This is a genomic window from Corallococcus sp. AB032C (genome assembly GCF_003668935.1).
GTDB classification, from domain to species: domain Bacteria; phylum Myxococcota; class Myxococcia; order Myxococcales; family Myxococcaceae; genus Corallococcus; species Corallococcus exiguus.
This window is the reverse complement of sequence record NZ_RAWP01000087.1, coordinates 16,657-37,057: the sequence shown is the minus strand read 5'-3', so window position 1 is coordinate 37,057 and position 20,401 is coordinate 16,657. Positions and strand designations below refer to the sequence as shown.

20 protein-coding genes are annotated in these 20,401 nt (G+C 70.1%); 12 read left to right on the top strand and 8 right to left on the bottom strand.

Annotated features, from left to right (window positions below; translation table 11 throughout):
- Positions 1-25 precede the first annotated feature (25 nt).
- The 3 genes from D7X99_RS30560 (at position 26) to D7X99_RS30550 (ending at position 4,067) form a co-directional block, all read left to right on the top strand.
- Positions 26-2,734: an LPS-assembly protein LptD gene (locus D7X99_RS30560; RefSeq protein WP_121780853.1), complete on the top strand. Its 2,709-nt coding sequence runs from the start codon at positions 26-28 to the stop codon at positions 2,732-2,734.
- A gap of 67 nt (positions 2,735-2,801) precedes the next feature.
- Positions 2,802-3,152 carry a helix-turn-helix domain-containing protein gene (locus D7X99_RS30555; protein WP_121780852.1) on the top strand — a complete coding sequence of 117 codons (351 nt, stop codon included), beginning with the start codon at positions 2,802-2,804 and terminating at the stop codon, positions 3,150-3,152.
- 153 nt (positions 3,153-3,305) lie between these two features.
- A complete protein-coding gene (locus D7X99_RS30550; protein WP_121780860.1) occupies positions 3,306-4,067 on the top strand; it encodes a TetR/AcrR family transcriptional regulator in 762 nt (253 codons plus the stop codon).
- Between the two features lie 19 nt (positions 4,068-4,086).
- Here D7X99_RS30550 and D7X99_RS30545 read toward each other — a convergent pair whose 3' ends face one another.
- On the bottom strand, positions 4,087-5,157 hold the full coding sequence (locus D7X99_RS30545; protein ID WP_121780851.1) for a M23 family metallopeptidase: 1,071 nt from the start codon (positions 5,155-5,157) through the stop codon (positions 4,087-4,089).
- 315 nt (positions 5,158-5,472) lie between these two features.
- Here D7X99_RS30545 and D7X99_RS30540 point away from each other — a divergent pair, with 315 nt between their 5' ends.
- From D7X99_RS30540 to D7X99_RS30505, 8 genes are all read left to right on the top strand, one after another.
- Entirely contained in the window at positions 5,473-5,991 is a 519-nt protein-coding gene (locus D7X99_RS30540) for a hypothetical protein (RefSeq protein WP_121780850.1), read from the top strand.
- A 25-nt stretch (positions 5,992-6,016) separates the two neighbouring features.
- Positions 6,017-6,781: an endonuclease/exonuclease/phosphatase family protein gene (locus D7X99_RS30535; protein WP_121780849.1), complete on the top strand. Its 765-nt coding sequence runs from the start codon at positions 6,017-6,019 to the stop codon at positions 6,779-6,781.
- Between the two features lie 169 nt (positions 6,782-6,950).
- Entirely contained in the window at positions 6,951-7,424 is a 474-nt protein-coding gene (locus tag D7X99_RS30530) for a phage holin family protein (RefSeq protein ID WP_121780848.1), read from the top strand.
- A complete protein-coding gene (locus tag D7X99_RS30525) occupies positions 7,414-7,623 on the top strand; it encodes a DUF3618 domain-containing protein (protein ID WP_121780847.1) in 210 nt (69 codons plus the stop codon). Before D7X99_RS30530 ends, D7X99_RS30525 begins: the two co-directional genes overlap by 11 nt.
- A gap of 72 nt (positions 7,624-7,695) precedes the next feature.
- The gene (locus D7X99_RS30520) at positions 7,696-7,890 is read left to right on the top strand and encodes a hypothetical protein (protein WP_121780846.1); all 195 of its coding nucleotides are present in this window, start codon (positions 7,696-7,698) and stop codon (positions 7,888-7,890) included.
- A gap of 26 nt (positions 7,891-7,916) precedes the next feature.
- Entirely contained in the window at positions 7,917-8,297 is a 381-nt protein-coding gene (locus tag D7X99_RS30515; protein WP_121753326.1) for a hypothetical protein, read from the top strand.
- 54 nt (positions 8,298-8,351) lie between these two features.
- Positions 8,352-8,660, top strand: a complete 309-nt coding sequence (locus tag D7X99_RS30510) for a YtxH domain-containing protein (protein ID WP_121753325.1) — start codon at positions 8,352-8,354, stop codon at positions 8,658-8,660.
- A gap of 225 nt (positions 8,661-8,885) precedes the next feature.
- Positions 8,886-9,809, top strand: a complete 924-nt coding sequence (locus tag D7X99_RS30505; RefSeq protein ID WP_171805422.1) for a hypothetical protein — start codon at positions 8,886-8,888, stop codon at positions 9,807-9,809.
- A gap of 6 nt (positions 9,810-9,815) precedes the next feature.
- Here D7X99_RS30505 and D7X99_RS30500 read toward each other — a convergent pair whose 3' ends face one another.
- Entirely contained in the window at positions 9,816-10,679 is an 864-nt protein-coding gene (locus tag D7X99_RS30500) for a hypothetical protein (RefSeq protein ID WP_121780845.1), read from the bottom strand.
- Between the two features lie 99 nt (positions 10,680-10,778).
- Between D7X99_RS30500 and D7X99_RS30495 the strand changes: the two genes are divergently transcribed.
- Positions 10,779-13,385 carry an adenylate/guanylate cyclase domain-containing protein gene (locus D7X99_RS30495; protein ID WP_346729778.1) on the top strand — a complete coding sequence of 869 codons (2,607 nt, stop codon included), beginning with the start codon at positions 10,779-10,781 and terminating at the stop codon, positions 13,383-13,385.
- 8 nt (positions 13,386-13,393) lie between these two features.
- Here D7X99_RS30495 and D7X99_RS30490 read toward each other — a convergent pair whose 3' ends face one another.
- From D7X99_RS30490 to nuoD, 6 genes are all read right to left on the bottom strand, one after another.
- Positions 13,394-14,455 (bottom strand): S9 family peptidase, encoded by a 1,062-nt coding sequence (locus D7X99_RS30490; RefSeq protein ID WP_158627093.1) that lies wholly within the window; start codon positions 14,453-14,455, stop codon positions 13,394-13,396.
- A gap of 17 nt (positions 14,456-14,472) precedes the next feature.
- A complete protein-coding gene (locus D7X99_RS30485) occupies positions 14,473-14,835 on the bottom strand; it encodes a ferredoxin (RefSeq protein WP_120620128.1) in 363 nt (120 codons plus the stop codon).
- A 173-nt stretch (positions 14,836-15,008) separates the two neighbouring features.
- Complete coding sequence (locus tag D7X99_RS30480) at positions 15,009-15,767, bottom strand: NADH-quinone oxidoreductase subunit I (protein ID WP_120594634.1); 759 nt, start codon at positions 15,765-15,767, stop codon at positions 15,009-15,011.
- A gap of 27 nt (positions 15,768-15,794) precedes the next feature.
- Positions 15,795-17,240 carry a complex I subunit 1 family protein gene (locus tag D7X99_RS30475; protein WP_121780843.1) on the bottom strand — a complete coding sequence of 482 codons (1,446 nt, stop codon included), beginning with the start codon at positions 17,238-17,240 and terminating at the stop codon, positions 15,795-15,797.
- Between the two features lie 2 nt (positions 17,241-17,242).
- A complete protein-coding gene (locus D7X99_RS30470; RefSeq protein ID WP_121780842.1) occupies positions 17,243-19,135 on the bottom strand; it encodes a 2Fe-2S iron-sulfur cluster-binding protein in 1,893 nt (630 codons plus the stop codon).
- Positions 19,132-20,391, bottom strand: coding sequence for an NADH dehydrogenase (quinone) subunit D (gene nuoD / locus D7X99_RS30465; protein WP_121780841.1), 1,260 nt, complete (start codon positions 20,389-20,391; stop codon positions 19,132-19,134). Before nuoD ends, D7X99_RS30470 begins: the two co-directional genes overlap by 4 nt.
- Positions 20,392-20,401: the final 10 nt, after the last annotated feature.

Below are 20,401 nucleotides of genomic sequence, written 5' to 3'. Positions count from 1 at the left end.
GGCGCCCACCGCCCACGCCTCCCGCATGACCTTCCTTGCCCCGGTCGTCCTGACGCTCTGGGTGTCGGCCCAGATTCCGCTGGCCACGCAGGTGGAGCTGCCCACCGGCGAGGTGGTGGAGCTCGCGGCCGACTACGTCGTCTTCGAGAACGACGTCCTCACCGCCCGGGGCCACTGCGAGCTGCGCAGCGGCCCCAACGTGCTGCGCGCGGATGAAGTGACGTACAGCGAGGCCACGCAGGTGGCCACCGCCACCGGCAACGTGATGTTCGTCAGCGGCCTGATGGCCGCCATCGCGGACGACGTGCGCGTGGACCTGCGCTCCAACGAGGCCAACGTGAAGGGCGGCCTCTTCATGCAGAAGAAGGGCGTCACCCCCGAAGCGCTCCAGGCCGCCAAGACGCCGGACGAATTGCGCAAGCTGGGGGAGACGCCCGTCCTGATGAGCGGCACGCGCATCCGCCGCACCGGGGAGACGGCCTTCTCCGTGGACGGCCTGGCCTTCACCCCGTGCCAGTGCGGCCCGGGCGAGCCGGGCTGGCGGGTGGAGGCGAAGGAGGCCAACGTGAAGATGGGCGAGCGCGCCATCCTCACCTGGCCCGTGGTTTACGTGCGCTCGGTGCCGGTGTTCGCGCTGCCGTGGCTGTACCTGCCCCTGGCCGAACGCCGCTCCGGCCTGCTCATCCCCCGTCCGTCCAACTCAGGCCTCAACGGCTTCGGGCTGGACGTCCCCGTCTTCGTCACGCTGGGGGAGAGCTACGACCTGACGTTCACGCCGGGCATCTACACGGGCGGCGGGGACATCTCGAACCCCCGGTTCGTCGAGGTGGACGAGGACGGCAACTCGACGCCCATTCGCGAGCTCCGCCCCACTGGCGTGAAGGGCCCCCGGCTGCTGACCGAGTTCCGCTACGTCCCCAGCGACCGCACGCGAGGCCGGGCCACGCTGGGCTTCCTCTACGACCTGCGGCCCCGGCTGGATCCCACCACCTCCGACTTCCTGCGCGTCGTGGACCGGACCAACTCGAAGGAGCCCTTCTACACATCGCAGATCATCGACGAGAAGCGGGGCCTGCGCGGCGAGGCGTCCTGGCAGCACACGCAGGACCTGGGCGACGGCTGGCACGACCGCGTGGACGCGTACTTCGTGTCGGACGGCTTCTACACGCGCGACCTCACCGCCGACCTGCTGGTGCAGAACACCAACTACCTGCGCAGCACCGCCGTCGTGTACCAGCGCCGCGACGAACGCTACCTGGGGCTGGACGTGTCGCTGCGCCAGGACCTGCGCTACGCCTACCGCTTCTTCCAGCCGAACCCCGTCCCCGCGGTGGCTTCGCTGAGTGGCGACGCCTTCAACCCCCACGGCCCCACGACGTTCCAGCGCCTGCCGGGCATCACCCTGGCCCTGCCCCAGCGGCCCCTCTTCGGCGGACGGGTGATGGGCGGAATGCAGGTGGAGTACAGCCGGCTGGCGCCCCTGCGCAGCGGCGGTTTCGCGGACGATGGCTCCGACGGGCTCTTCTCGCTCGCCGGCACCTGGCGCCCCGAGGGCACGCCGCTGGACATCAACACCTTCACCCTGCCCAAGGACGAACTGGAGGGCAACGGCCGCCTGGACCCCACCGAGCGCGAAGGCCGTGACCGCGTGTCGTTGGCCCCGCGCCTGTCCACCTCCTACGGGCTGGGCAACTGGGGCCGGCTGACGCCTTCCGTGGCGCTGCGCCAGGACGTGTCCGTGGGCGAGGTCTCCGGCCGCACCGCCGCGCGCGGCTACGCGCTGGCGGACCTGATGCTGGACTCGCAGCTGGCGCGCACCTTCGTGGACCGGGACACGCTCTACCGCCACACGATGTCCCCGTCGGTGAACCTGCGCTACGTGCCCGGCGGCTGGGGCCACGGGCTCACCGCCCTCAACGGCAGCGGCACCGGCACCGTGCCGCTCATCTACGACGAGTGGGACTCCGCGGTGCCGCTCCAGTCCAACGGCAGCGTGCGCGGCTTCCTCCACGCCGTGGTCGCCGTGGACCAGTCGTTGCGCGTGCGCAAGGGGCCCACCACCCGGGAGCCGCTGCGCCTGCGCATCGGGCAGGGGTTCGACCTGTCGCGCATCGCGCCCGTCGCGGGCCGGGACACCGTGCAGGGAAGCGTGGTGCGCGACACCTTCGCGCGCCTGTCCGCCAGCGCCGGCGTGCTCACCGCGGGCGGGCTCGTGCGCATGGACCCGACGACGCTCGACATCACCCAGCTGTCCGCCGACTTCACCATCGACAACGGCAAGGGCAACGCCCTGTACGCGCGATACGACGACCTGCTGGCCGTGAAACAATTGTCAATTGACCGTGGGTTGGATCCTTTGGCACAAGGACCCGATTTCGTGCGTCGGGGCGTGGATATGCTGGTGGGAGACGCACCTCGTCCCCTCCCGTCCCACAACGATCAAGTCGACCCCTCTCCGACCGAACGGGCACAGGCCCTCACTGTTGGTACGCGAATCAAGCTCGGATTCGGGCTCGGGTTGCGATACGAAGCACTTGTGCAGCCGCTTTATAAGGATCTGATTACCCAGGAAAGTCAGCCCCTTGCGCAGCAGACCTTTGGCGTGTCGTATGGACCCGCCTGTGACTGCTGGCGTATCGAGGGGGTGGTGATCCTTCGACGCAACCAGACGCCGGAATTCGCCGGTGTGAATCTGAGTGTGGCCGGATTTGGATCCTTCGGGTCGGGTGGATAGGAATCACCCGCCGTACGCGAGCGTTGCACACACCTCGGAAACATCCCCCCTAGAGGAGAAGTACTTCGTGTCGGATCTCGGAAAAAGAATTGGCCAGCGCATTCGCGAGCTTCGCACGCAGCGCCCGGAGCGATGGACGCAGGAAGAGCTCGCGGAGCGAGCGCAGATCAGTGTGTCCTTCCTGTCGATGATCGAACGCGGCGAGCGCGTGCCCCACGTGGAGACGCTTGCGGCGCTCTCCAACGCCCTGAGCGTCAGCCTCGGTGAGCTCTTCACGGGCACCGAGCAGACGCCTGCCCAGACGGAGGACCTGCTGCGTCCCCTTTCGGATTTCGCCCGTGCACGCGGCCTGAACGCGCGCGACGTGGACCGCCTGCTCGGCGTGGCCCGCGTGATGTTCAACGGCTCGGTGGCCTGAATCCCCTCCCGGGGAGGGCTCTTCCCCGTGCGTTTCCCTTCCGCCCGCCTCCCCCCCGGCGAGGCGGAGGGCCCCACGTAAGGATTGACCCCGGGGCCCCGCGTCCATAGCGTGGCTGGCTGATTCTTGAATCAACCAGTCATGGGAGGACGCGTGGGCCAGCAGAAGACGGCGCCGGAGAACGGGACGCGGGAGAGCGAGCGTCGCCGCACCATCCTGCGGGCCGCCATCGACGTGTTCGCTCGCAAGGGCTACCACGGCTGCCGTATCGCGGACGTCGCCAAGGAGGCGGGCGTCGCGTACGGGCTCGTCTACCACTACTTCAAGAACAAGGATGAGCTGCTGGAGACCGTCTTCGAGACGGGCTGGAGCGGCTTCATTTCGCGCGCGCGCACCGTCGCGGAGAGCGAGGGGCCGCTGGTGGAGAAGGTCCGCCGCATCGCGGACGTGGCCTTCGATGCCTACCGCGTGGACCCCCGCGCGGTGAAGGTGCTCATCCTTGAGATTGCCCGTTCACCGGCCGGAGCCCGCATCAACCGGCAGACGGCCTTCGTGGACGTCATCCGCCTGAGCGCGCAGATGTTCACCCGCGCGAAGGAATCAGGGGAGCTGCGCCCGGACGTGGATCCGCTGCTCGCGTCCGCGCTGCTCTTCGGCTCCATTGAAATGGGACTCACGGCCTTCGTCGTGGGGCTGGCGGACGCGCGCGACACGGCGATGCTCGAGCGCGCGAAGGCGCAGATCGCCGACTCGTTCCTCCACGGCGTGCTGCTGAGCGGCGCGTCCTCCAAGGCGGAGCCCGCGAAGCACGAGCCCGCGAAGCACGAGCTTCCTCCGGGTGAGGAGCCCCAGGACGCGGCCCCGCCGAAGCGGGAGAAGGCCGCGCCCAAATCCCGGACGCCCAAGCGCGGCTGAGAAGAGGCCGCGCGGCGCGCTACGGGTTGCTCAGGCCGGGCGCGTTGGTGGCCACACCCGGCGCTTCCGGGGCGCCGGTGAAGTCCAGCTTGAGCAGCGTCTGGCCATCCACCCAGCGGTCATCCGCCTTCACGCCCCAGTGGAGGTGCGGACCGGTGACGCGGCCGGTGCTGCCCACCAGGCCCAGCGGGTCGCCCTGCTTCACCTGCGCGCCGTCCTTCACGTCGATGCGCGACAGGTGGAAGTACGCGGTGTAGAGCCCCGCGCCGTGGTGCACGAGCACGGTGTTTCCAGACGCGTAGTTCTCGCGCGTCATCACCACCGTGCCGTCGTTGGCGGCGACCACCGGCGAGCCCGTGGCGCCGTCCAGGTCCACGCCGAAGTGCTGCGTCTGCAGCTTGCCGTTGAACGAGCGGCGGTCGCCGAAGGGCGCCGTCACCGTGGCCTCGCGCGGCCAGGCGAAGTTCCGGCCGAACAGCGGCGTGTGGAAGGGCTGCGCGAACGCCGCGGCGAACGCCTTGCGGTCCGCCTCCATGCGCGCCTTCACCGCCTTGGGCGGCTTCACGTACTTGTTGGCCACGCGCAGCTCGCGTTCGCGGAAGCCCGGCGCGCCCACCTTGAGCACGCCGGACAGCAGCACCGGCAGGCCGCGCCCGGGGGCCGTGACGTCCACCGCCACGGTGCCCTCCGTCTGCTCCACCGGCAGGCTGGAGAGGGCCGCGTAGCCGTTGTTCCACGCGAAGAAGCGCAGGGGCCGGCCCGCGATTGAGCCCGTGGGCAGCGAGGACGCGCCGTTCACCATCACCAGCACCGGGTCGCCCGGCTTGGGGTTGGAGGGTTGGAGCGACAGGCGCGGCCCGTCCAGGGGCGCCACCTTCAGCGGTGCCAGCTCTCCCTGGAGCACGGCGCCCGCCGTGGGCGCGCCCGGGGCGCGGAGGCCCGACGCGGTGGGCGTGGCCGCGGAGCCCGGCACGCTGCCCGTCACCACTGCGTTGGGGGCGGTGGGCGTGGCCGCGGCGAACGCCGGAGACCCGGAGGCGAGCAGGGAGAGGACGAAGAAGCGGGCGGCGGAAGGGGTCCGGGCGGGCATGGGCCGTTCTTTACACCACGCACGCGCGGAACCTTCCCGGACCGGCGTCGGGCGTGTTGGCTGGCTGCTTCTCTGCCCGGAAGGGCTCGCCTGGCTGACTCCCGCTGGACGCCTGGCCGCACGTCCCGGAGGCAGGCGCCAGAGATGTGCCATTGCCGGTACTTGGGTGCCCTCGGAGGCGAAAGGGTGTTCCTGGCCGGACGTGCGGCAGGCAGCCGTGCCAGTTCTCCCCGTGTCAAGGCGTTACGGACGGCGAGGGGCTCCCTAGCTTTCCGACATCAACGCAGCACATCAATTTCGAAAGGGAGGGCGCGCATGCCTCGCTCCTACAGCTTCGACCACTTCCAGGTTCCCAAGACGCTCCCGCCGCAGAAGCGTGGCCTTCGTCAGCGCGACAAGGAGCACCTGGCCCAGTCGTCGCGAGTGTCGGTGGACGAACACGAGGGCATCCACTACGGCAAGAGCCACGCGCAGACGGAGGAGATCCTCGCCGCGCGCAAGATGGAGCTTCAGCTGGAGGAGCTGGCCCGTCCGGAGGCGGACGCCAAGTTCTCCCACGGGCCGGTGTCGCGCGTGAGCGGGGCCTCGAAGAAGAAGCAGCGCAAGGCGGCCGCGTCGCCCATCATCGGGACGACGGCGCCCATTGGCGCCCTGCCGCCCACGCAGGAGCGGCCGCCGCAGCAGGGCCGGCTGCCGGACCTCATCGACGAGGCGCGCCGACAGCTCAAGGCCATCAAGTCCGGCGTGGGTGACGTGGCGTCGGCCATGCAGCGGCTGGCGTTGCTGCCCCTGGAAGCGGTGCGCCTGGCGGCCCGCCGCATCATTCCGGCCTGAGCAAGAAGGGGAGGGTGAACGACGCGTGGAGCTGACCCTGGTCTCCTACAACATCCACTCCGGCATCGGCGTGGACGGAGCTTTCGACCTGGAGCGCGTGGGCCTGGTGCTCCGCGAGGTGAACGCGGACATCATCGCCCTGCAGGAGGTGGGGGACTTCCGGGGCAAGACGTCCCGGGAGGACCAGCCCGAGCACCTGGCCGCGATGCTCGGGATGCACATGGCCTTCGGGCCCAACGTGGTCCGCAACGGCCGCAGGTACGGCAACGCCATCCTCAGCCGGCTGCCGGTGCTCAAGTCGAAGAACTACGACTTGAGCGTGCCGCGCCGCGAGCCCCGGGGAGCGTTGAGATGTGATCTGGACCTGGGAGGAGGGCAGCAACTGCACGTCTTCTGCCTGCACCTGGGCCTGTCCGTGAGCGAGCGGCGGCGGCAGCAAGCACTCCTGCTGTCCGCCGACCTGCTCCGCGACGCGGCCCGCAAGGACCCCATGGTGGTGTGCGGGGACTTCAACTCCTGGGGCAACGGGCCGGTGTCGTCGCTCGTGCGCGAGGCCATCCACGACGCCGCGTTCGAGCTGGGCGCCGCCGCGCGCACGTACCCCACGCGGCTGCCCCTGTTCCGGTTGGATCGCATCTACGTGGACTCGGGGGTGCGGCCCGTGTCGGTGACGCCGCACCGCTCGCCGCTGAGCCGCGTGGCGTCGGACCACCTGCCGCTGGTGATGCGCTTCGAGGCGCCCATCGCCGTGCAGCCGCCCGTCGCACCGCCGGTGCAGCTGATCGGCTAGGAGTATGGGCTTGGGGTAGGCTCCCACGCGGGTCCGGTGGTTTCTCGCGTTGAGTGGCCGACGCTGGCGAACGCCGGACAAATTCCTCGCGCCGTGGTTGTCGCGGGGAGGTGGGGTGCCTAGGTTGGCGCCCACGCGCACAGGGACGTGAGCGTCGGCCGGAGAGCGCATGCACGTGGGCAGTGAACAGACGGACCGCGGCGTCGCCGCGCTCGTCGGGCGCATGGCGGACGGCTTCAGTCGGTTGGTGACGCAGCACCTCCAGTTGGCGCGCGTGGAGCTGGCGGAGGACGCGAAGGCCATGGGCCTGGACGTGGCGAGCATCGCCGTGTTCGTGCCCTTCCTGCTCGTGGGGTACGCCTTCGTCTGCGGGGCGCTGGCGGCCGTGCTCGCTCCGTGGACGGGGTGGGCGGGGGCGCTGGCCCTGGTGGGCGCGGTGAACCTGGTGGGCGGCGGCCTGGGCATCCTGCGCGCGGTGAAGCGGATGAAGTCACGCCAGATGATGGATGACAGCGTGAGCGAGCTGTCGCGCAGCATGGCGGCGCTCACCAATGCGCAGCCGCGGGTGTCCGCGGCGCCCGGGGTGAACACGCTGAAGGACGCAACGGGAATGGCCTTCAAGGAGCCGCGGGATGGGCGCTAGCAATGGACACCTGCCGCGTACGAGCGCGGCGCTTCGCGAGGAGATCGAGCGCACCCGGGCCGACCTGGCCACGTCGGTGAGCGCGCTCCGGGTGGAGGTGGCGGAGGTCACGGACTGGCGTCAGTGGGTGCGCAAGCATCCCTACGCCTGCGTGGGGACCGCCTTCCTCGTTGGTTACCTGGTGGGCTCGCGGCGCTGAACGGCGCGGGCGGGCCCGGATGCAGAAGCTTCAAGACTCAATCGGAAAACGAACGCACAGCAGAGGGCTTCCATGGAAATCAATCCGCAGCAGATGGCAGACCGGGCGCGGCAGATTCAGGATCAGCTGCCGGACATGGACGAGGCGCGGCAGAACCTGGTGGACCTGAACCACCAGGTCGTCGGGTTCATCAAGGCCAACCCGGGCACGTGCCTCCTGGGCGCCATCGCGGTGGGCTTCATCGTGGGCCGCATCGCGTCCCGCTAACCGGTTGCCTGAAAGCGAGCACGGACATGACGAACTACTCGGGCACGACGGGCAACGGCACGGCGGGACACGGCGACGACGCGGGCTTCGGCCAGCGCGTGGATCAGCTGGGCTCGGACGCGCAGCAGTTCATCGACAACGCGCGCAGCGCGGTGGCGGACCTGGGGCAGACCCTGGACCTGAAGGGGCGCGTGGAGCGCAACCCCTATGGCACGTTGGCCATCGCCGTGGGCGTGGGCTACGTGCTGGGCGGTGGCCTCTTCACGCCGCTGACCGGGCGCATCCTCAAGCTGGGCGTGCGGCTGGCCGCGCTGCCCTTCGTGAAGGATGAGCTGATGGGCATGGCGGAGTCCGCCTTCCAGGGCTACCAGACGGGCCGTGGCCCGCCGCCGTCGGGCAGCGTCTAGGTTTTCCGAAGCAACCCGCGTCTTTCCCCCGAAGTCATTTCCCTGGAGTCGGACATGCTGAGCCTGAAGGACTTGAAGAAGCTGGACCGGGACGACGTGCTGGACCTCATCGGCCTGGAGACGCGCCGCTCGACGGCGGAGACGGCGCTGCCGGCGCTGGGCATCTTCGCGGCGGGCGTGCTCGTGGGCGTGGGCGTGGGCCTGCTGCTCGCGGACAAGCCGGGCCAGCAGCTGCGCGGTGACCTGCGCCAGCGCATCCAGGGCGGCCAGGACAAGCTGGCCACGGCCATCAACACCGCGCGTGGCTCGGAGACCCAGCAGGGCGCCGGCTCCACGGTGCCGCCGGGTCAGCGGACGACCTGATTCCAGGGCGTGCCTTGGAGTCGCACACGGGCCTCTTCCCGCTCATGGCGGGGAGGGGCCTTCGTGTTTCCGGCGGAGGGGGAGGGCGAATGGCCTAGGATGCGAGGCGATGGGCGAGCCTTCGCATCAGGAGCAGACCCGGTGAGCGCGGCGAAGAATCGACGGACATCCGGTACGAAACCGCCCGGGGCGACACCGCCACCGAGACATGACACGCCCGTGGACATGCCCGCCGTGGACGAGTCCTCGGCGCTCCCCGCGCGAAACACAGACACGCCGTGGGCCTCCGGACCCGATGGTGCGCTGGGTCAGTTGCGTGCGCTGGAAACGCTGGAGTCCACCTACGACGCCTGGGCGGAGCTGAAGCGCGAGCACGCGGCCTCCGTCATCCAGTTCCGCGAGGAGCAGGCCCGGCTCACGCAACAAGGTTCATTCCTGCTGGGCGCGGTGCGTGCCGCGGGCATGGACTCGGGTTCGACGACTCCGGGCCTCCAGCCCCAGGGCTCCGCCAGTGACTTCCTCCGCGACGCGGAAGCCAAACTCACCAAGGCGCGCGACGCCGTCTCCCAGCGCGAAGCGGAGAGCGAAGCCCGCTACCAGGCCGCGTTCACGGAGGTCCGCACCACGCTGCTGGACCGTGTCCAGCGCTACCTCCAGCGCAGCCAGCCGCACCTCACGCTGCTCCTGCGCCGAGTGGGCGCGGAGCGCTCCATCCTCCACGTCGCGCGCGTGCAGCCGGATGAGGCCGTCCTGCTCAGCTATCTGCTCACGCAGCGGGTGCCATCCCGCTACGGCTTCCTCTTCGACGACTCCACCGAGGACCTGTCGCTTCCGCCCGCGCCGCTCTACGCGGAGGAGTCCGTCGTCTCCGACGCCGTGCGCCCGGATGCGCCGGGCCTGCTGCGCGTCATCGATGCCAGCACGGACGTCGTGCCGCTCAAGGGCTTCATCCCCCTGCGCGTGCCCAGGCCCGGAGGAGGGGGGGACTTCTTCCGCCTCCTCCAGCGCGGCGCGGTGATGGAGGTGGAGATCGCGGACGGTCCGGACTTCCGCAGCATCCTCACCCGCGAAGAGTCGGAGCGCTTCGCGGGCCACCTGCTGCGCCTCAAGCTGGAGGAGCGCATCGGCCTGGACATCGAGGCCGGCTAGACGCGCTCAGTTCGTCCGCACGATGCCCACTTCCGCGGTGCCCGCCAGGACGACGCTGCCCAGGAAGAGGTTGTCGGACTCCGGGCCGCCCATGCGCACGGCCTGGAAGACGACCAGGTAGGTCTGCTTCGGGGTTGGGAACGCGGTGGCGGGAATGGTCACGCGCGCCTCGCGGAACAGCGCCGGGGTCGCCGCCAGCTGGAGGAACTCCACCGGCGACGTGGGCACGTTCGAATAGGTGGACTGGCCCTTCTCTCCGTTTGAACCCAGCGGCACCACCGTCACGAAGCCCAGCGTCCGGTCCTGGTTCGGCGGAGGCGCCGGCCGGTCGAACGCGAACGCCGTGTTGGCGTTGATGCGCACGAAGCCCTCCGCCGGGTGGAACGCCGGGATGGCCTCCTTCGTGGGCGCGTCCTCCACCCGCGCCTCGTACTTCGTCCCGCCCTGCTCCGCGAAGAACGAATAGGTGGCGCCGGACGCGTACTTCAGGTCGTCCGTGGAGTCGCTCGTCACGCCGTAGCTGCCGCCGCCCTGGCCGTTGAGCGGCACGCCCGCCGCGCTCCCGGCGTTCAGCGTCACGGTGGCCCCGCTCAGGCCCTGAGGCTGCGAGTTCTCCCCCGACTTCGTCCCGAAGAACACGAACGCCGCCGTCTGCCCGGGGAAGCTCACCACGTCCCCTCCGTCCGGCCCGAAGGTCCCCGCGTCGTAGCCCGCCATGGCGGACGCGGACACGTCCACCTGCGGCGTCGAGAGCAGGGTGCCCACGATGACGTGGTCCGCCTTGAGCTGGTGGGTCGTCTTCTCCAGGTCACAGGCGAGCGGCGACAGCAGGGACACGGTGGCCAGGGCGGACAGCAACAGGCGTTTCATGGGCACTCTCTTGAACGGGGCACGGGTGACGGCGGCCAACCATACCGCGCGTGTTGCCCATGGGCGCGGGGCTCCGACGGAGTATCCTGTGCGCCGCTCGTGCAACGCCTCCGCATCCACTCCTCTGGCCGCCGCTTCCTCCACCGGCTCGGCTTCTCGCTCGCCATGGCGGCCCTGTTCGGCTGCCTGCTGGGCCTGCTCGTCTCCCAGCGCGACACGGGCCCCGTCCGGCCGGAGGACACGCCCGCGCCCTGGCTGTCGCCCTCCGGCTTCATCGACGGGCTCTCGCGCTGGATAGACGGCGGCGAGCGCGTCTTCTACGACTGGCGCATCCGCCAGCTGGGAGAGGTGTCCGAGCGCTCCGACCGCGTCGTGCTCGTCTCCATCGACGACGACACGCTCGCCGAAGCCCAGCAGGGTCCCCGCGCGGACATCGCCGCGTACCCGTGGCCTCGCCAGGTCATGGGCGGCATGGTGCACCGGCTGGTGGAAGAGGGCGCCTCCGTGGTGATGCTGGACTTCGCCTACCCGGAGCTCAGCCCCCGCGCCTGCGTCACCCCCACGCGCTCGGGCCGGGGCGCCCTGTCCCAGGACGACGACGCGCTCCGTGCCCTCCTGGACCAGGACCCCGGCCACTCCGTGCTCGCCTTCCGCTGGGGCGCCGAGGGCACCCGCACGCTGCCTCCCACCGGCCGCCTGTGGCCCTACCGCGTCCGCCTGGGCAGCTACCCCAGCGTCACCGAGGCCCGCACCCGCGCCCAGTCCGTCCTCGCCCTCCAGCGCCCCGCGTTCCTCATCCCCGCGGGCAAGGCCCTGGAGGTCTGGGCCGGCGTCGCGGACGAGGGCGAGGGCCGCAGCCTGGGCGAGCAACTGGGCACCGCCGCCGCGTCCATCCAGGAGCGCCGCGCCGCGGACGACGCCTTCCGCGTGGCCCCGTCGGACCTGTTCCTCGCCCTGGCCTCCGTGCAGGTGCAGGGGCTGGATCCGGAGAAGCTCCTGGAGGTGCGCCAGCTCCAGCACCCGGTGACGCCGCTGCTCAGCCAGGCCAGCGGCTACGGCGCCACCACGCTGCCCTCGGACTCCGACGGCGTGGTGCGCGGCGTGCCCCACCTCGTCGCGTACAGTCCGCGCGGGGGCGAGCGCTACGTCCTGCCCTCTCTGCCCCTGGCCGCCGCCATGCGGCTCGCGGGCACGCAGAAGCTGCGGTACGCGGAGGGGCGCCTCTACATCGGGGACAAGTACTCCGTGCCCATGGACGCGGCCGGCTACAGCCTGCTGCGCTGGGAGGCCCCGGCCGCCACCCGCGGCGCGCGTGGCCCGCTCGCCCGCTCCATCCGCGCGTGGAACGTGCTGCTCAACCTCTTCGACTCGCAAGAGGCGCGGCCCGTCCGCTTCGACCACGACCTGGATGGCCGCGCCGTCATCCTCACCAACACCAGCAGCTACGCGCCCGAGCGCCGGGTGACGCCCATCGGGCCGGGCATCGCCAACGGCGCCGTGCTGGGCCAGGCGCTCGCCAACATCCTCGCGTCGGACGGCATCACCCGCGCGCCGCCGAAGGTGGACATGCTCGCCACCATGGGGCTCGCGTTCATCGGCGCGTTCCTGGCGCTGTCGTTCAGCTGGCTCCTGCGCTCGGTGGGCGGCGCCTTCCTCTTCGTCTGCGTGGCGGTGGCTGCCGGGGCGGGCTACGTGGGCGCGGCGGGCTACGTCTTCGTCCATGACCAGGTGTGGATCGCCGTCGCGGGGCCGCTGTGGTCCGGCGGGCTCGCGTTCCTGGTGACGACCCTCTACGCCTTCCGCACCGAACAGGACGTGCGCGAGTTCGTGCACAGCGCGCTGGGCCGCTACGTCAGCCCGGACGTGGCGCGGCTGGTGGCGCGCGACGTGAGCCTGATGAAGCCGGAGCGCAGGCAGATGACCGTGTACCTCTGCGACATCGAGGGCTTCACGCGCCTGTCGGAAGCGATGCCGCCGGAGCAACTGGTGCCGCTGCTCAACACCTTCCTCACGGAGATGACCGCCGTGGTGCGCGCCACGGCGGGGCAGGTGGACAAGTACATCGGCGACTCAGTGATGGCCTTCTGGGGCGCGCCCGTGCGCACGGACCGCCACGCGCACCTGGCCTGCGAGGCGGCGCTGAAGCTCCAGGCGGCGCTCGCGCTGAAGCAGCCGCTCTGGGAGAAGCAGTTCGGCCACCGGCTGTCGGTGCGCGCCGGCATCGACACGGGCGACCTGCTGGTGGGCGACATGGGCAGCGAGCTCAAGTCCCACTACACCGTGATGGGCGAAGCGGTGAGCATGGCCGGCCGGCTGGAGGCGGCGAACAAGGAGTACGGCACCCAGATGCTGGTGGGGCATGCCACCGCGCAGCTCGCCAGCGACGCCTACGTCTTCCGCGAGGTGGACCGCGTGCTCCTGAGAGACCGTCCCCAGCCCGTGCGCGTGCACGAACTCCTGGGCCGCCGGGGCGAATTCTCCCCGGAGAAGCAGGCAGGCATCGCCCTCTACGAGAAGGCCCTCACCGCCTACTACGGGCGCGACTTCATCGTGGCCCAGGAGCTGTTCCGCCGCTGCACCGTGGAGCACGGCGACCCGGTGGCCCGCGTCTACGTCCAGCGCTGCCAGCGCCTCATCCAGGCGCCGCCGCCCGAGGACTGGGACGGCGTCATCCGCTGGGGCCGGCGCAGCACGGACGCGCGCTAGGCAGCCCGTCAGGGCTGCGTGTCCACCCTCAGGGGCACACCGAAGCGCGTGGTGAAGAACTGGAGGAGGTGGGCGTGCTCGAAGGCGATCTCCTCCGGGCGTTCCGTGAGGTGCGCGTGCTCGGGGATGATCATCAGGGTCGCGTCCTGTCCCCTCGCCCGGAGCTTGCGCACGAAGACGTCCGCGTCCGACAGCGACACCTTGGGGTCCCTCGCGCCCAGCATCAGGGTGATGGGGGCCTCCACGCGGTCCACCCAGGTCACGGGGGAGATGACGCGAAGCCGCTCCGCGTCCCGCTCCGGATCGCCGTATTCGGAGGCCCTGGCACCGCGCAGCTCTGGCGTCGTCTGGGAGAGGAATGAGGCCAGGTCCGTCTTGGCCGCGAAGGCGAAGCCCGCATCGTAGCTGCCCGCGAAGCGCGTCATGCCCACCAGCGTCTGGTTGCCTCCGTAGCTCCACCCGAGGATGCCCAACCTGGGGACCACGCCATCGCGGGTGAAGCGCTGGCGCAGACAGCGGCTGGCGGCCTCCAGGTCCGTGGCGGCCGCCACGCGCAGTGGCCCGTTGTCCGCGCGGGCCCAGTCCTCGGAGCATTTGGTGCCCCGCACCGCGGGCTCCGCGAAGATGAAGCCCGCGCGGAGGAAGAACTCCGGGCGCCAGTGGTAGTCCGGCCGGGGACAGCCCGTTGTGTAGAAGGCGAGCACGGGACACGCGCGCTCCCGGCACGCGGGCGGCACCCGCACCTGGATCCGGAAGCGGACGTCGCCGTTGTCACACTCCAGGTCCTCCGCGGGGGCCGCGCTCCATCGCAGATGCTGCCCGGAGTCCGCGAGGATTGCCTTCAGAGTGGACGTCAGCGCCGCGTCGGGCTCGACACGGGGATGGCGCCGCAGCAGCTCCTCGCGCGAATCCCCGTCCCGGACGAGCGCCGCGCCCACGACGCGGGGGCTGTCCGCATCCGCATGCGCGCCGAGCACCTTCAGGGGCGCCGCGGGCCGCGAACACGCACCCAGCACCAGCAGGCCCACGAGACCCGGCAGGAGGAGGGGTGAACGGGATGCGCGAAGCACGGCCCACCTCCTGCGCATCAGTCGTCGTCGCCGGAGTCCGGCTGGCCGAACAGCTCGCGCACCGGTGCGTCGTCCTGGATGTGCTCGGCCACCACGCGGCGCATCTTCTCCGCCGTCATCCCGGAGTAGTACACCTCTCCGGGCCACCCCATGAGCTGGTAGTCCTCCGGGGACAGCGGGTCTCGCTTGCGGCCCGTGTCCTCGCGCACCACCACGTTGGGCCCCATGTGGCAGAAGCCGTAGCAGCCGCCCCGGTACAGCTCGCAGCGGGCCTGCAGGCCCTTCTCCGCCAGCGCCTCGCGCGCCGCCACGTGCACCGCGTCCGAGCCGCCCGCGCGGCAGCTGGAGCCCTTGCACACCGACATCCGGTAGCGCTTCACGGCGGGGCTCCCCGTGCCAGGCAGGCACCATGCGCATTGAAGAGGTGCAGCATCACCACATGCCCCCAGAAAAGGCTTCGGCCCGCCCTTCCCAATCCAGCGGGAAGGAGGCGGGCCGGGATGCGTGCGAAGGGGCGGCGGACGGCCCGCCCCACGCGGTGCGAAACAAGGGACTACTTGATGAACTTCGTCACCTGGATGGGACCCTGCTGCGTCACCACCGCGTGCCCGGTGCTCGCCTTGGCATGGCCGTGGCCCGCGCCCAGCTGCTTGGCGTGGCCGTGGCCATGGTCCGCGTGTCCCTCGCCGACGCGCGTGTGCGCTTCCTTGTGGACGTGGTGCGGCTCCGAGGAGCTGTCGCGCTTGTTCCACGGGTCGGACGGGTGCGACACCGGCGGGCCCTTGAGCAGCTTCGGGATGTCGTAGACGAAGTTCTGCCGGTTGTACTCGGACGGCGTGTGCATGTACGTGTCCATGCGGATGGCGTCCTTGGGGCACGCCTCCACGCACAGGCCGCACACGATGCAGCGCAGCTCGTCGATGACGAACTGGGTGGGGTACTTCTCGATGACCGCCGACTCGGAGTCGGAGGACGCCGTCTCGTACTCACCCGCCTCGATGTAGATGCACTGCGCGGGGCAGATGGTCGCGCACATGTAGCAGGCCACGCAGCGCGGCTTGCCGTCGTCACGCGGCACCAGCCGGTGCAGACCGCGGTAGCCCTCCGGATAGATGGGCTTCTCTTCCGGGTACTCCACCGTGGTCATCAGGTTCATGCCCGTGCGGTCCACAACCTGGGGGTTGGGGTCGCGCGTGCCGAACATGTTGCGGAAGAAGTGCTTGGTCGTGATGGCCAGACCGCGCAGCAGCTCCGGGATGTACATCCGCTCGCGGAGGTCCGTGCGCGGGTCCTGGGAAGCATTGAACGCCATGGTGTCTTGTCTCGCTTCCGGACCGCGCTAGTGCGCGCCCGCCGGGGAGTGGGAGTGGGGGTCCGCGTGCGCCGGCAGGCCGTGCGCATCGCTTCCGTGGCCGTGCGTGTCGTGCCCATGGCCGTGCGCCGCGTCGTGAGCGTCCGCCGCCTTGGAACCCGAGGTCATCGTCAGCGCGATCACGAAGCCGATCTCCAGCAGGCCCACCACGCCCAGCGCCTGGAGGGACGGATCCCACAGCACCAGCGCGCCGCTGATGAACACGTTGGCCAGGCCCACGGGCAGCAAAATCTTCCAGCCCAGGTTCTGGATCTGATCGTAACGGAAGCGCGGGAAGGTCCAGCGGATCACCAGCTGCACCCAGATGAGCAGGATGACCTTGATCCAGAACACCGTGCCCAGCAGCGTGCCGTACACCCAGCCGTGCTCCTGGAAGAAGGGCTGCGCCGCCAGCCACTCGCCGCCGAAGGGCAGGTGGTGCCCGCCGAAGAAGAGCGACGCCGTCACGCCGGCCAGCACCACGACCTCCACGAACTCGGAGATCATGAACATGCCGAACTTCATGCCGGAGTACTCCACGAAGTAGCCGATGATTTCCGACTCGCCTTCCGGAGCGTCGAACGGGGCGCGCTTGGTCTCCGCGAAGGACGCCACGAAGAAGGCGATGAAGCCCAGGGGCTGGATGAAGATGCCCCACGCCGGCAGGCCCAGGTCGAAGCCGCCGTCCGTGCGCCACAGGTACTTCGCCTGGCCGGTGCCGGACACGAGCGCGTTGCCCACGTCACCCACCAGCGTGGGCAGCTGCACGGAGGAGAAGGCCAGGAACAGACCCACCAGCGACAGGCCCAGCGCCACCTCGTAGCTGATCATCTGCGCGGAGGCGCGCACGCCGCCCAGGAGCGCGAACTTGTTGTTGGAGGACCAGCCGGCCAGCGACGTGCCGTAGACGGCGAGCGACGCGATGGCGAGCAGGTACAGCATGCCGAAGTCCGGCGTGGCGACGACCATGTCCACCGTCTTGCCGAACACGTTCACCGTGGGCCCGGCCGGCACCACCGCGAACAGCGCGAACACCGGCGCGAAGGCGAGGATGGGGCCCAGGTTGAACAGGAAGCGGTTGGCGGTGCCGGGGACGAAGTCCTCCTTGGTCAGCATCTTCAGCACGTCGGTGATGATGTGCGGGATGCCGCCCAGGGAGCGGTTGCCCAGGCCCGGGATGGCGGACAGGCGCGCGCGGTTGGGGCCCACGCGGTCCTGCATGAACGCGGACCACTTGCGCTCCGCCAGCGTGAGCAGCGTCGCGGTGATCATCACGAAGACGAGCATCAGGAAGATGATGTTCGTCAGGCGGCTGGCACCCTCGAAGAGGTACTCCTCCGCCAGGTAGCCCACCAGATACGCCGAGGCCACTCCGCCAGCGATGGCGAAGACGATGAAGGCCATGGCGAACAGCATGGTCAGGATACGGCTCATGGTCAGATGCCCCTCACGCGCGGCGCGCCGAACTCACGGTAGCCCGGCGGACGGCCGTCGGCTCCCGACGGCAGCGGATTGATGCCCGGCTTCTCCCGGTCCGGCGGAGAGGCCTTGTCCCAGTTGAACTCGGCGAACTCGGACACCTGCCCGGAGAGCGCCCGCCACACGTCGCGCGCGGAGGCCGCGGCGGCCTCGCCGCCCAGCTCGCGCGTCAGCTCCGTGGCCCACTTCCAGTGCGGCACCGCGTCCCCCTTGGAGGGGTACGCCTTGCGGAAGCGCTGGGTGATGCCGTCCTGCTGGGTAAACGTGCCCTCGTCCTCGATGTGCGCCGAAGCGGGCAGCAGCACCGTGGCCTGCGCCGTCACCGGGGACTCGTTCTGCGCCTGGGCGACGAACACCTCCAGCTTCGCGGCGACTTCCGCGAAGGCGGCCGCGTCCGTGGGGACTTCCGTGCCCACCGCGTAGAGCGCCTTCACCTGGCCCGCGTTGATGGCGGGGGTGAGCTCCTCGAAGCCCTTGAGCGACAGCCCCAGGCCCTTGGCGATGAGCGCCAGGCCCTGGCGGTTGGGGTTCTTGTCCGCCGTCATCAGGTAGTGGTCCGCCTTGCCCTGAGGCCGGCCGCCCACGAACACGCTGGTGACGCCCAGCACCGTCTTGGCGAACGTCAGGCCCGCGAGCAGGTCCTCGTTGGACGCGACCGGCGAGGCCAGCACCGCGAGCTGCTTGGAGCCCGCGAGCGGCTTGAGCGCCTTGACCGCGCCGAGCGCGGCGTCCTTGCGCGTGAGCACCGGCTGCACCGTGCCGGGGGCCTGCAGGCCGCGGCCCACGCGGGCGGACAGCACGCGGCCCACGTTCAGGTCCTTGTACGACAGGCGGCCCTGGTCGCACATCCAGCTCTTGTTGATGGCCTCGTTCTCACGCGGGCGGTAGCGGTAGGTGTCCTGGGACATCCAGTCCGCGGAGATGCTGCAGCCGCGCGAGCAGCCCGTGCAGACGGACGGCGTGGCGGACAGGAACCAGGAGCGCGCCTTGAAGCGGAAGTCGCGGGAGAGCAGCGCGCCCACCGGGCACACGTCCACGGTGTTCAGCGAGTAGTTGCTGTCCAGCTCGTTGCCCGGGAAGACGTCGATGCGCTCGTGGCTGCCACGGCCGAAGACGCCCAGCTGCGGCTCCTTCGGGATCTCGTTCATGAAGCGGACGCAGCGCGTGCAGATGATGCAGCGCTCCTGATCCAGCACCACGTGAGGCCCCAGCACCTTGCGCTTGTGCTTGAGGGCCTTGGTGCCCTCCAGGCGCGAGGGCTTGTAATTGTACTTCATGTAGTAGTCCTGCAGCTTGCACTCACCGGCCTGGTCGCAGATGGAGCAGTCGACCGGGTGGTTCAGCAGCAGGAACTCCATCACCGCGCGCTGCTGCTCCTTGACCTTGGGGGTCGTGGTCTTGATGACCTGACCCTCGGCCATGGGCGTCTGGCAGGCGGGGACGAGCTTGGGCGCGTTGGACGCCTCGATGAGGCAGATGCGGCAGTTGGCCGCGATGGAGAGGCGCGGGTGGTAGCAGTAGTAGGGGATCTCCGAGCCGACCGACTTGGCCGCCTCGATCATGTTCGTCCCCGGCTTCACCACGACTTCGCGCCCGTCGATGACCGCCGTCACGAAGCCCGGGTTCTTGGGCTGCGGCTTGGGCGGAGGGCCGCCGGCCGGAGGCGCCGCCGGCTTGGGCGGAGGCGTGCCGGTGGGGCCGCTGGCGGCCGCGGGCGGATTGTCCAGCTTCGCGCCAGCGGGCGGGTTGGACGGCTCCGGGCCAATCTTGGCCGCGGGCGTGTCGGTGGGCGCGCCCTTGGGGGGCGTCTGCGCGTCACCGGTGGGCTTCTTCGTGTCGTTGTCGCTCACTGCTCGACCTCGCCGCCGATCATGTTGATGGTGTCAAAGGTGGGAACGAGGTCCGCGAGCATCTTGCCCTGGATGATGTGCGGCAGCGCCGCCAGCACCGGGAAGCCCGGGGCGCGCACGTGGACCTTGTACGGGCGGCCGCGACCGTCGCTCACCAGGTACCAGCCCAGCTCGCCGTTGGACGCTTCCGTCGCGTCATAGACTTCACCGGGGGGCACCTGGATGCCCTCCATCACCAGCTTGAAGTGCGCCATCACGCCTTCGATGGTGCCGTACACCTCGGGCTTGGGCGGCAGCGCGATGCGCCAGTCGTCCACGATGATGGGGCCCGCGGGGATGGTGTCGAGGGCCTGGCGGATGATCTTGATGGACTGCCGCATCTCCTCAAGGCGCACGAGGTAGCGGTCGTAGTTGTCGCCGTGCTCGCCCACCACCACGTCGAAGTCGAAGCGGTCGTAGACCCAGTACGGCTGCACCTTGCGCAGGTCGTGATCCACGCCGCACGCGCGCAGCGCGGGGCCCGTCCACCCGTAGTCGATGGCGTCCTCGGCGGAGATGACGCCGGTGCCCTTGGTGCGGTCCACGAAGATGCGGTTGCGCGTGAGCAGCCCGTCCATCTCCACGAGCAGCTCTTCGGTGCGGTCCAGCGTCTTCTTGACCTTCTCCGACCAGCCTTCCGGCAGGTCGCGGTTCATACCGCCCACGCGGCCGAAGCTGGTGGTGAGGCGCGCGCCGGTGAGCTCCGTGACGCGGTCCTGGATGAGCTCGCGGGCCTCCATGCCGTAGAGGAACGGCGCGAAGCCGCCCATCTCCAGGCCGGTGGCGCCCACGCACGTCAGGTGGTCGGTGAGCCGGTGCAACTCGCTGCCGATGACGCGGATGTACTGGGCGCGCTCGGGGATCTCCAGGCCGATGAGCTTCTCCACGGCGTTGAGGAACCCGAAGTTGTTCATCATCGCGGACAGGTAGTTGAGCCGGTCCGTGTACGGCAGGCACTGCGTCCAGGTGACGTTCTCGCAGCTCTTCTGGAAGCCGCGGTGGAGGAAGCCGATCTCCGGGTCGATCTTGACGATGGTCTCACCCTCGAGCTCCACCTTCAGCCGCACGGTGCCGTGCGTGGCCGGGTGGGAGGGGCCCATGTTGATGACCATGTTCTTCGTCTGGAAATGCGACTCCAGATCCGACTCCTCGTGGGCGAACCCATCGGTGTCGGGGTTGTGCGGCTTCTGCGCGTCGGTGTTGTGGCTGTCGGACATGGTGAGGTCT

What these genes read in the sequence shown, in the direction of transcription:
- D7X99_RS30560 (WP_121780853.1), top strand. Translation starts at nt 26, where the DNA reads ATGACCTTCCTTGCCCCGGTCGTCCTGACGCTCTGGGTGTCGGCCCAG.
- D7X99_RS30545 (WP_121780851.1), bottom strand. Translation starts at nt 5,157, where the DNA reads ATGCCCGCCCGGACCCCTTCCGCCGCCCGCTTCTTCGTCCTCTCCCTG.
- D7X99_RS30540 (WP_121780850.1), top strand. Translation starts at nt 5,473, where the DNA reads ATGCCTCGCTCCTACAGCTTCGACCACTTCCAGGTTCCCAAGACGCTC.
- D7X99_RS30530 (WP_121780848.1), top strand. Translation starts at nt 6,951, where the DNA reads ATGCACGTGGGCAGTGAACAGACGGACCGCGGCGTCGCCGCGCTCGTC.
- D7X99_RS30525 (WP_121780847.1), top strand. Translation starts at nt 7,414, where the DNA reads ATGGGCGCTAGCAATGGACACCTGCCGCGTACGAGCGCGGCGCTTCGC.
- D7X99_RS30520 (WP_121780846.1), top strand. Translation starts at nt 7,696, where the DNA reads ATGGAAATCAATCCGCAGCAGATGGCAGACCGGGCGCGGCAGATTCAG.
- D7X99_RS30515 (WP_121753326.1), top strand. Translation starts at nt 7,917, where the DNA reads ATGACGAACTACTCGGGCACGACGGGCAACGGCACGGCGGGACACGGC.
- D7X99_RS30510 (WP_121753325.1), top strand. Translation starts at nt 8,352, where the DNA reads ATGCTGAGCCTGAAGGACTTGAAGAAGCTGGACCGGGACGACGTGCTG.
- D7X99_RS30505 (WP_171805422.1), top strand. Translation starts at nt 8,886, where the DNA reads ATGCCCGCCGTGGACGAGTCCTCGGCGCTCCCCGCGCGAAACACAGAC.
- D7X99_RS30500 (WP_121780845.1), bottom strand. Translation starts at nt 10,679, where the DNA reads ATGAAACGCCTGTTGCTGTCCGCCCTGGCCACCGTGTCCCTGCTGTCG.
- D7X99_RS30480 (WP_120594634.1), bottom strand. Translation starts at nt 15,767, where the DNA reads ATGGCGTTCAATGCTTCCCAGGACCCGCGCACGGACCTCCGCGAGCGG.
- D7X99_RS30475 (WP_121780843.1), bottom strand. Translation starts at nt 17,240, where the DNA reads ATGAGCCGTATCCTGACCATGCTGTTCGCCATGGCCTTCATCGTCTTC.
- nuoD (WP_121780841.1), bottom strand. Translation starts at nt 20,391, where the DNA reads ATGTCCGACAGCCACAACACCGACGCGCAGAAGCCGCACAACCCCGAC.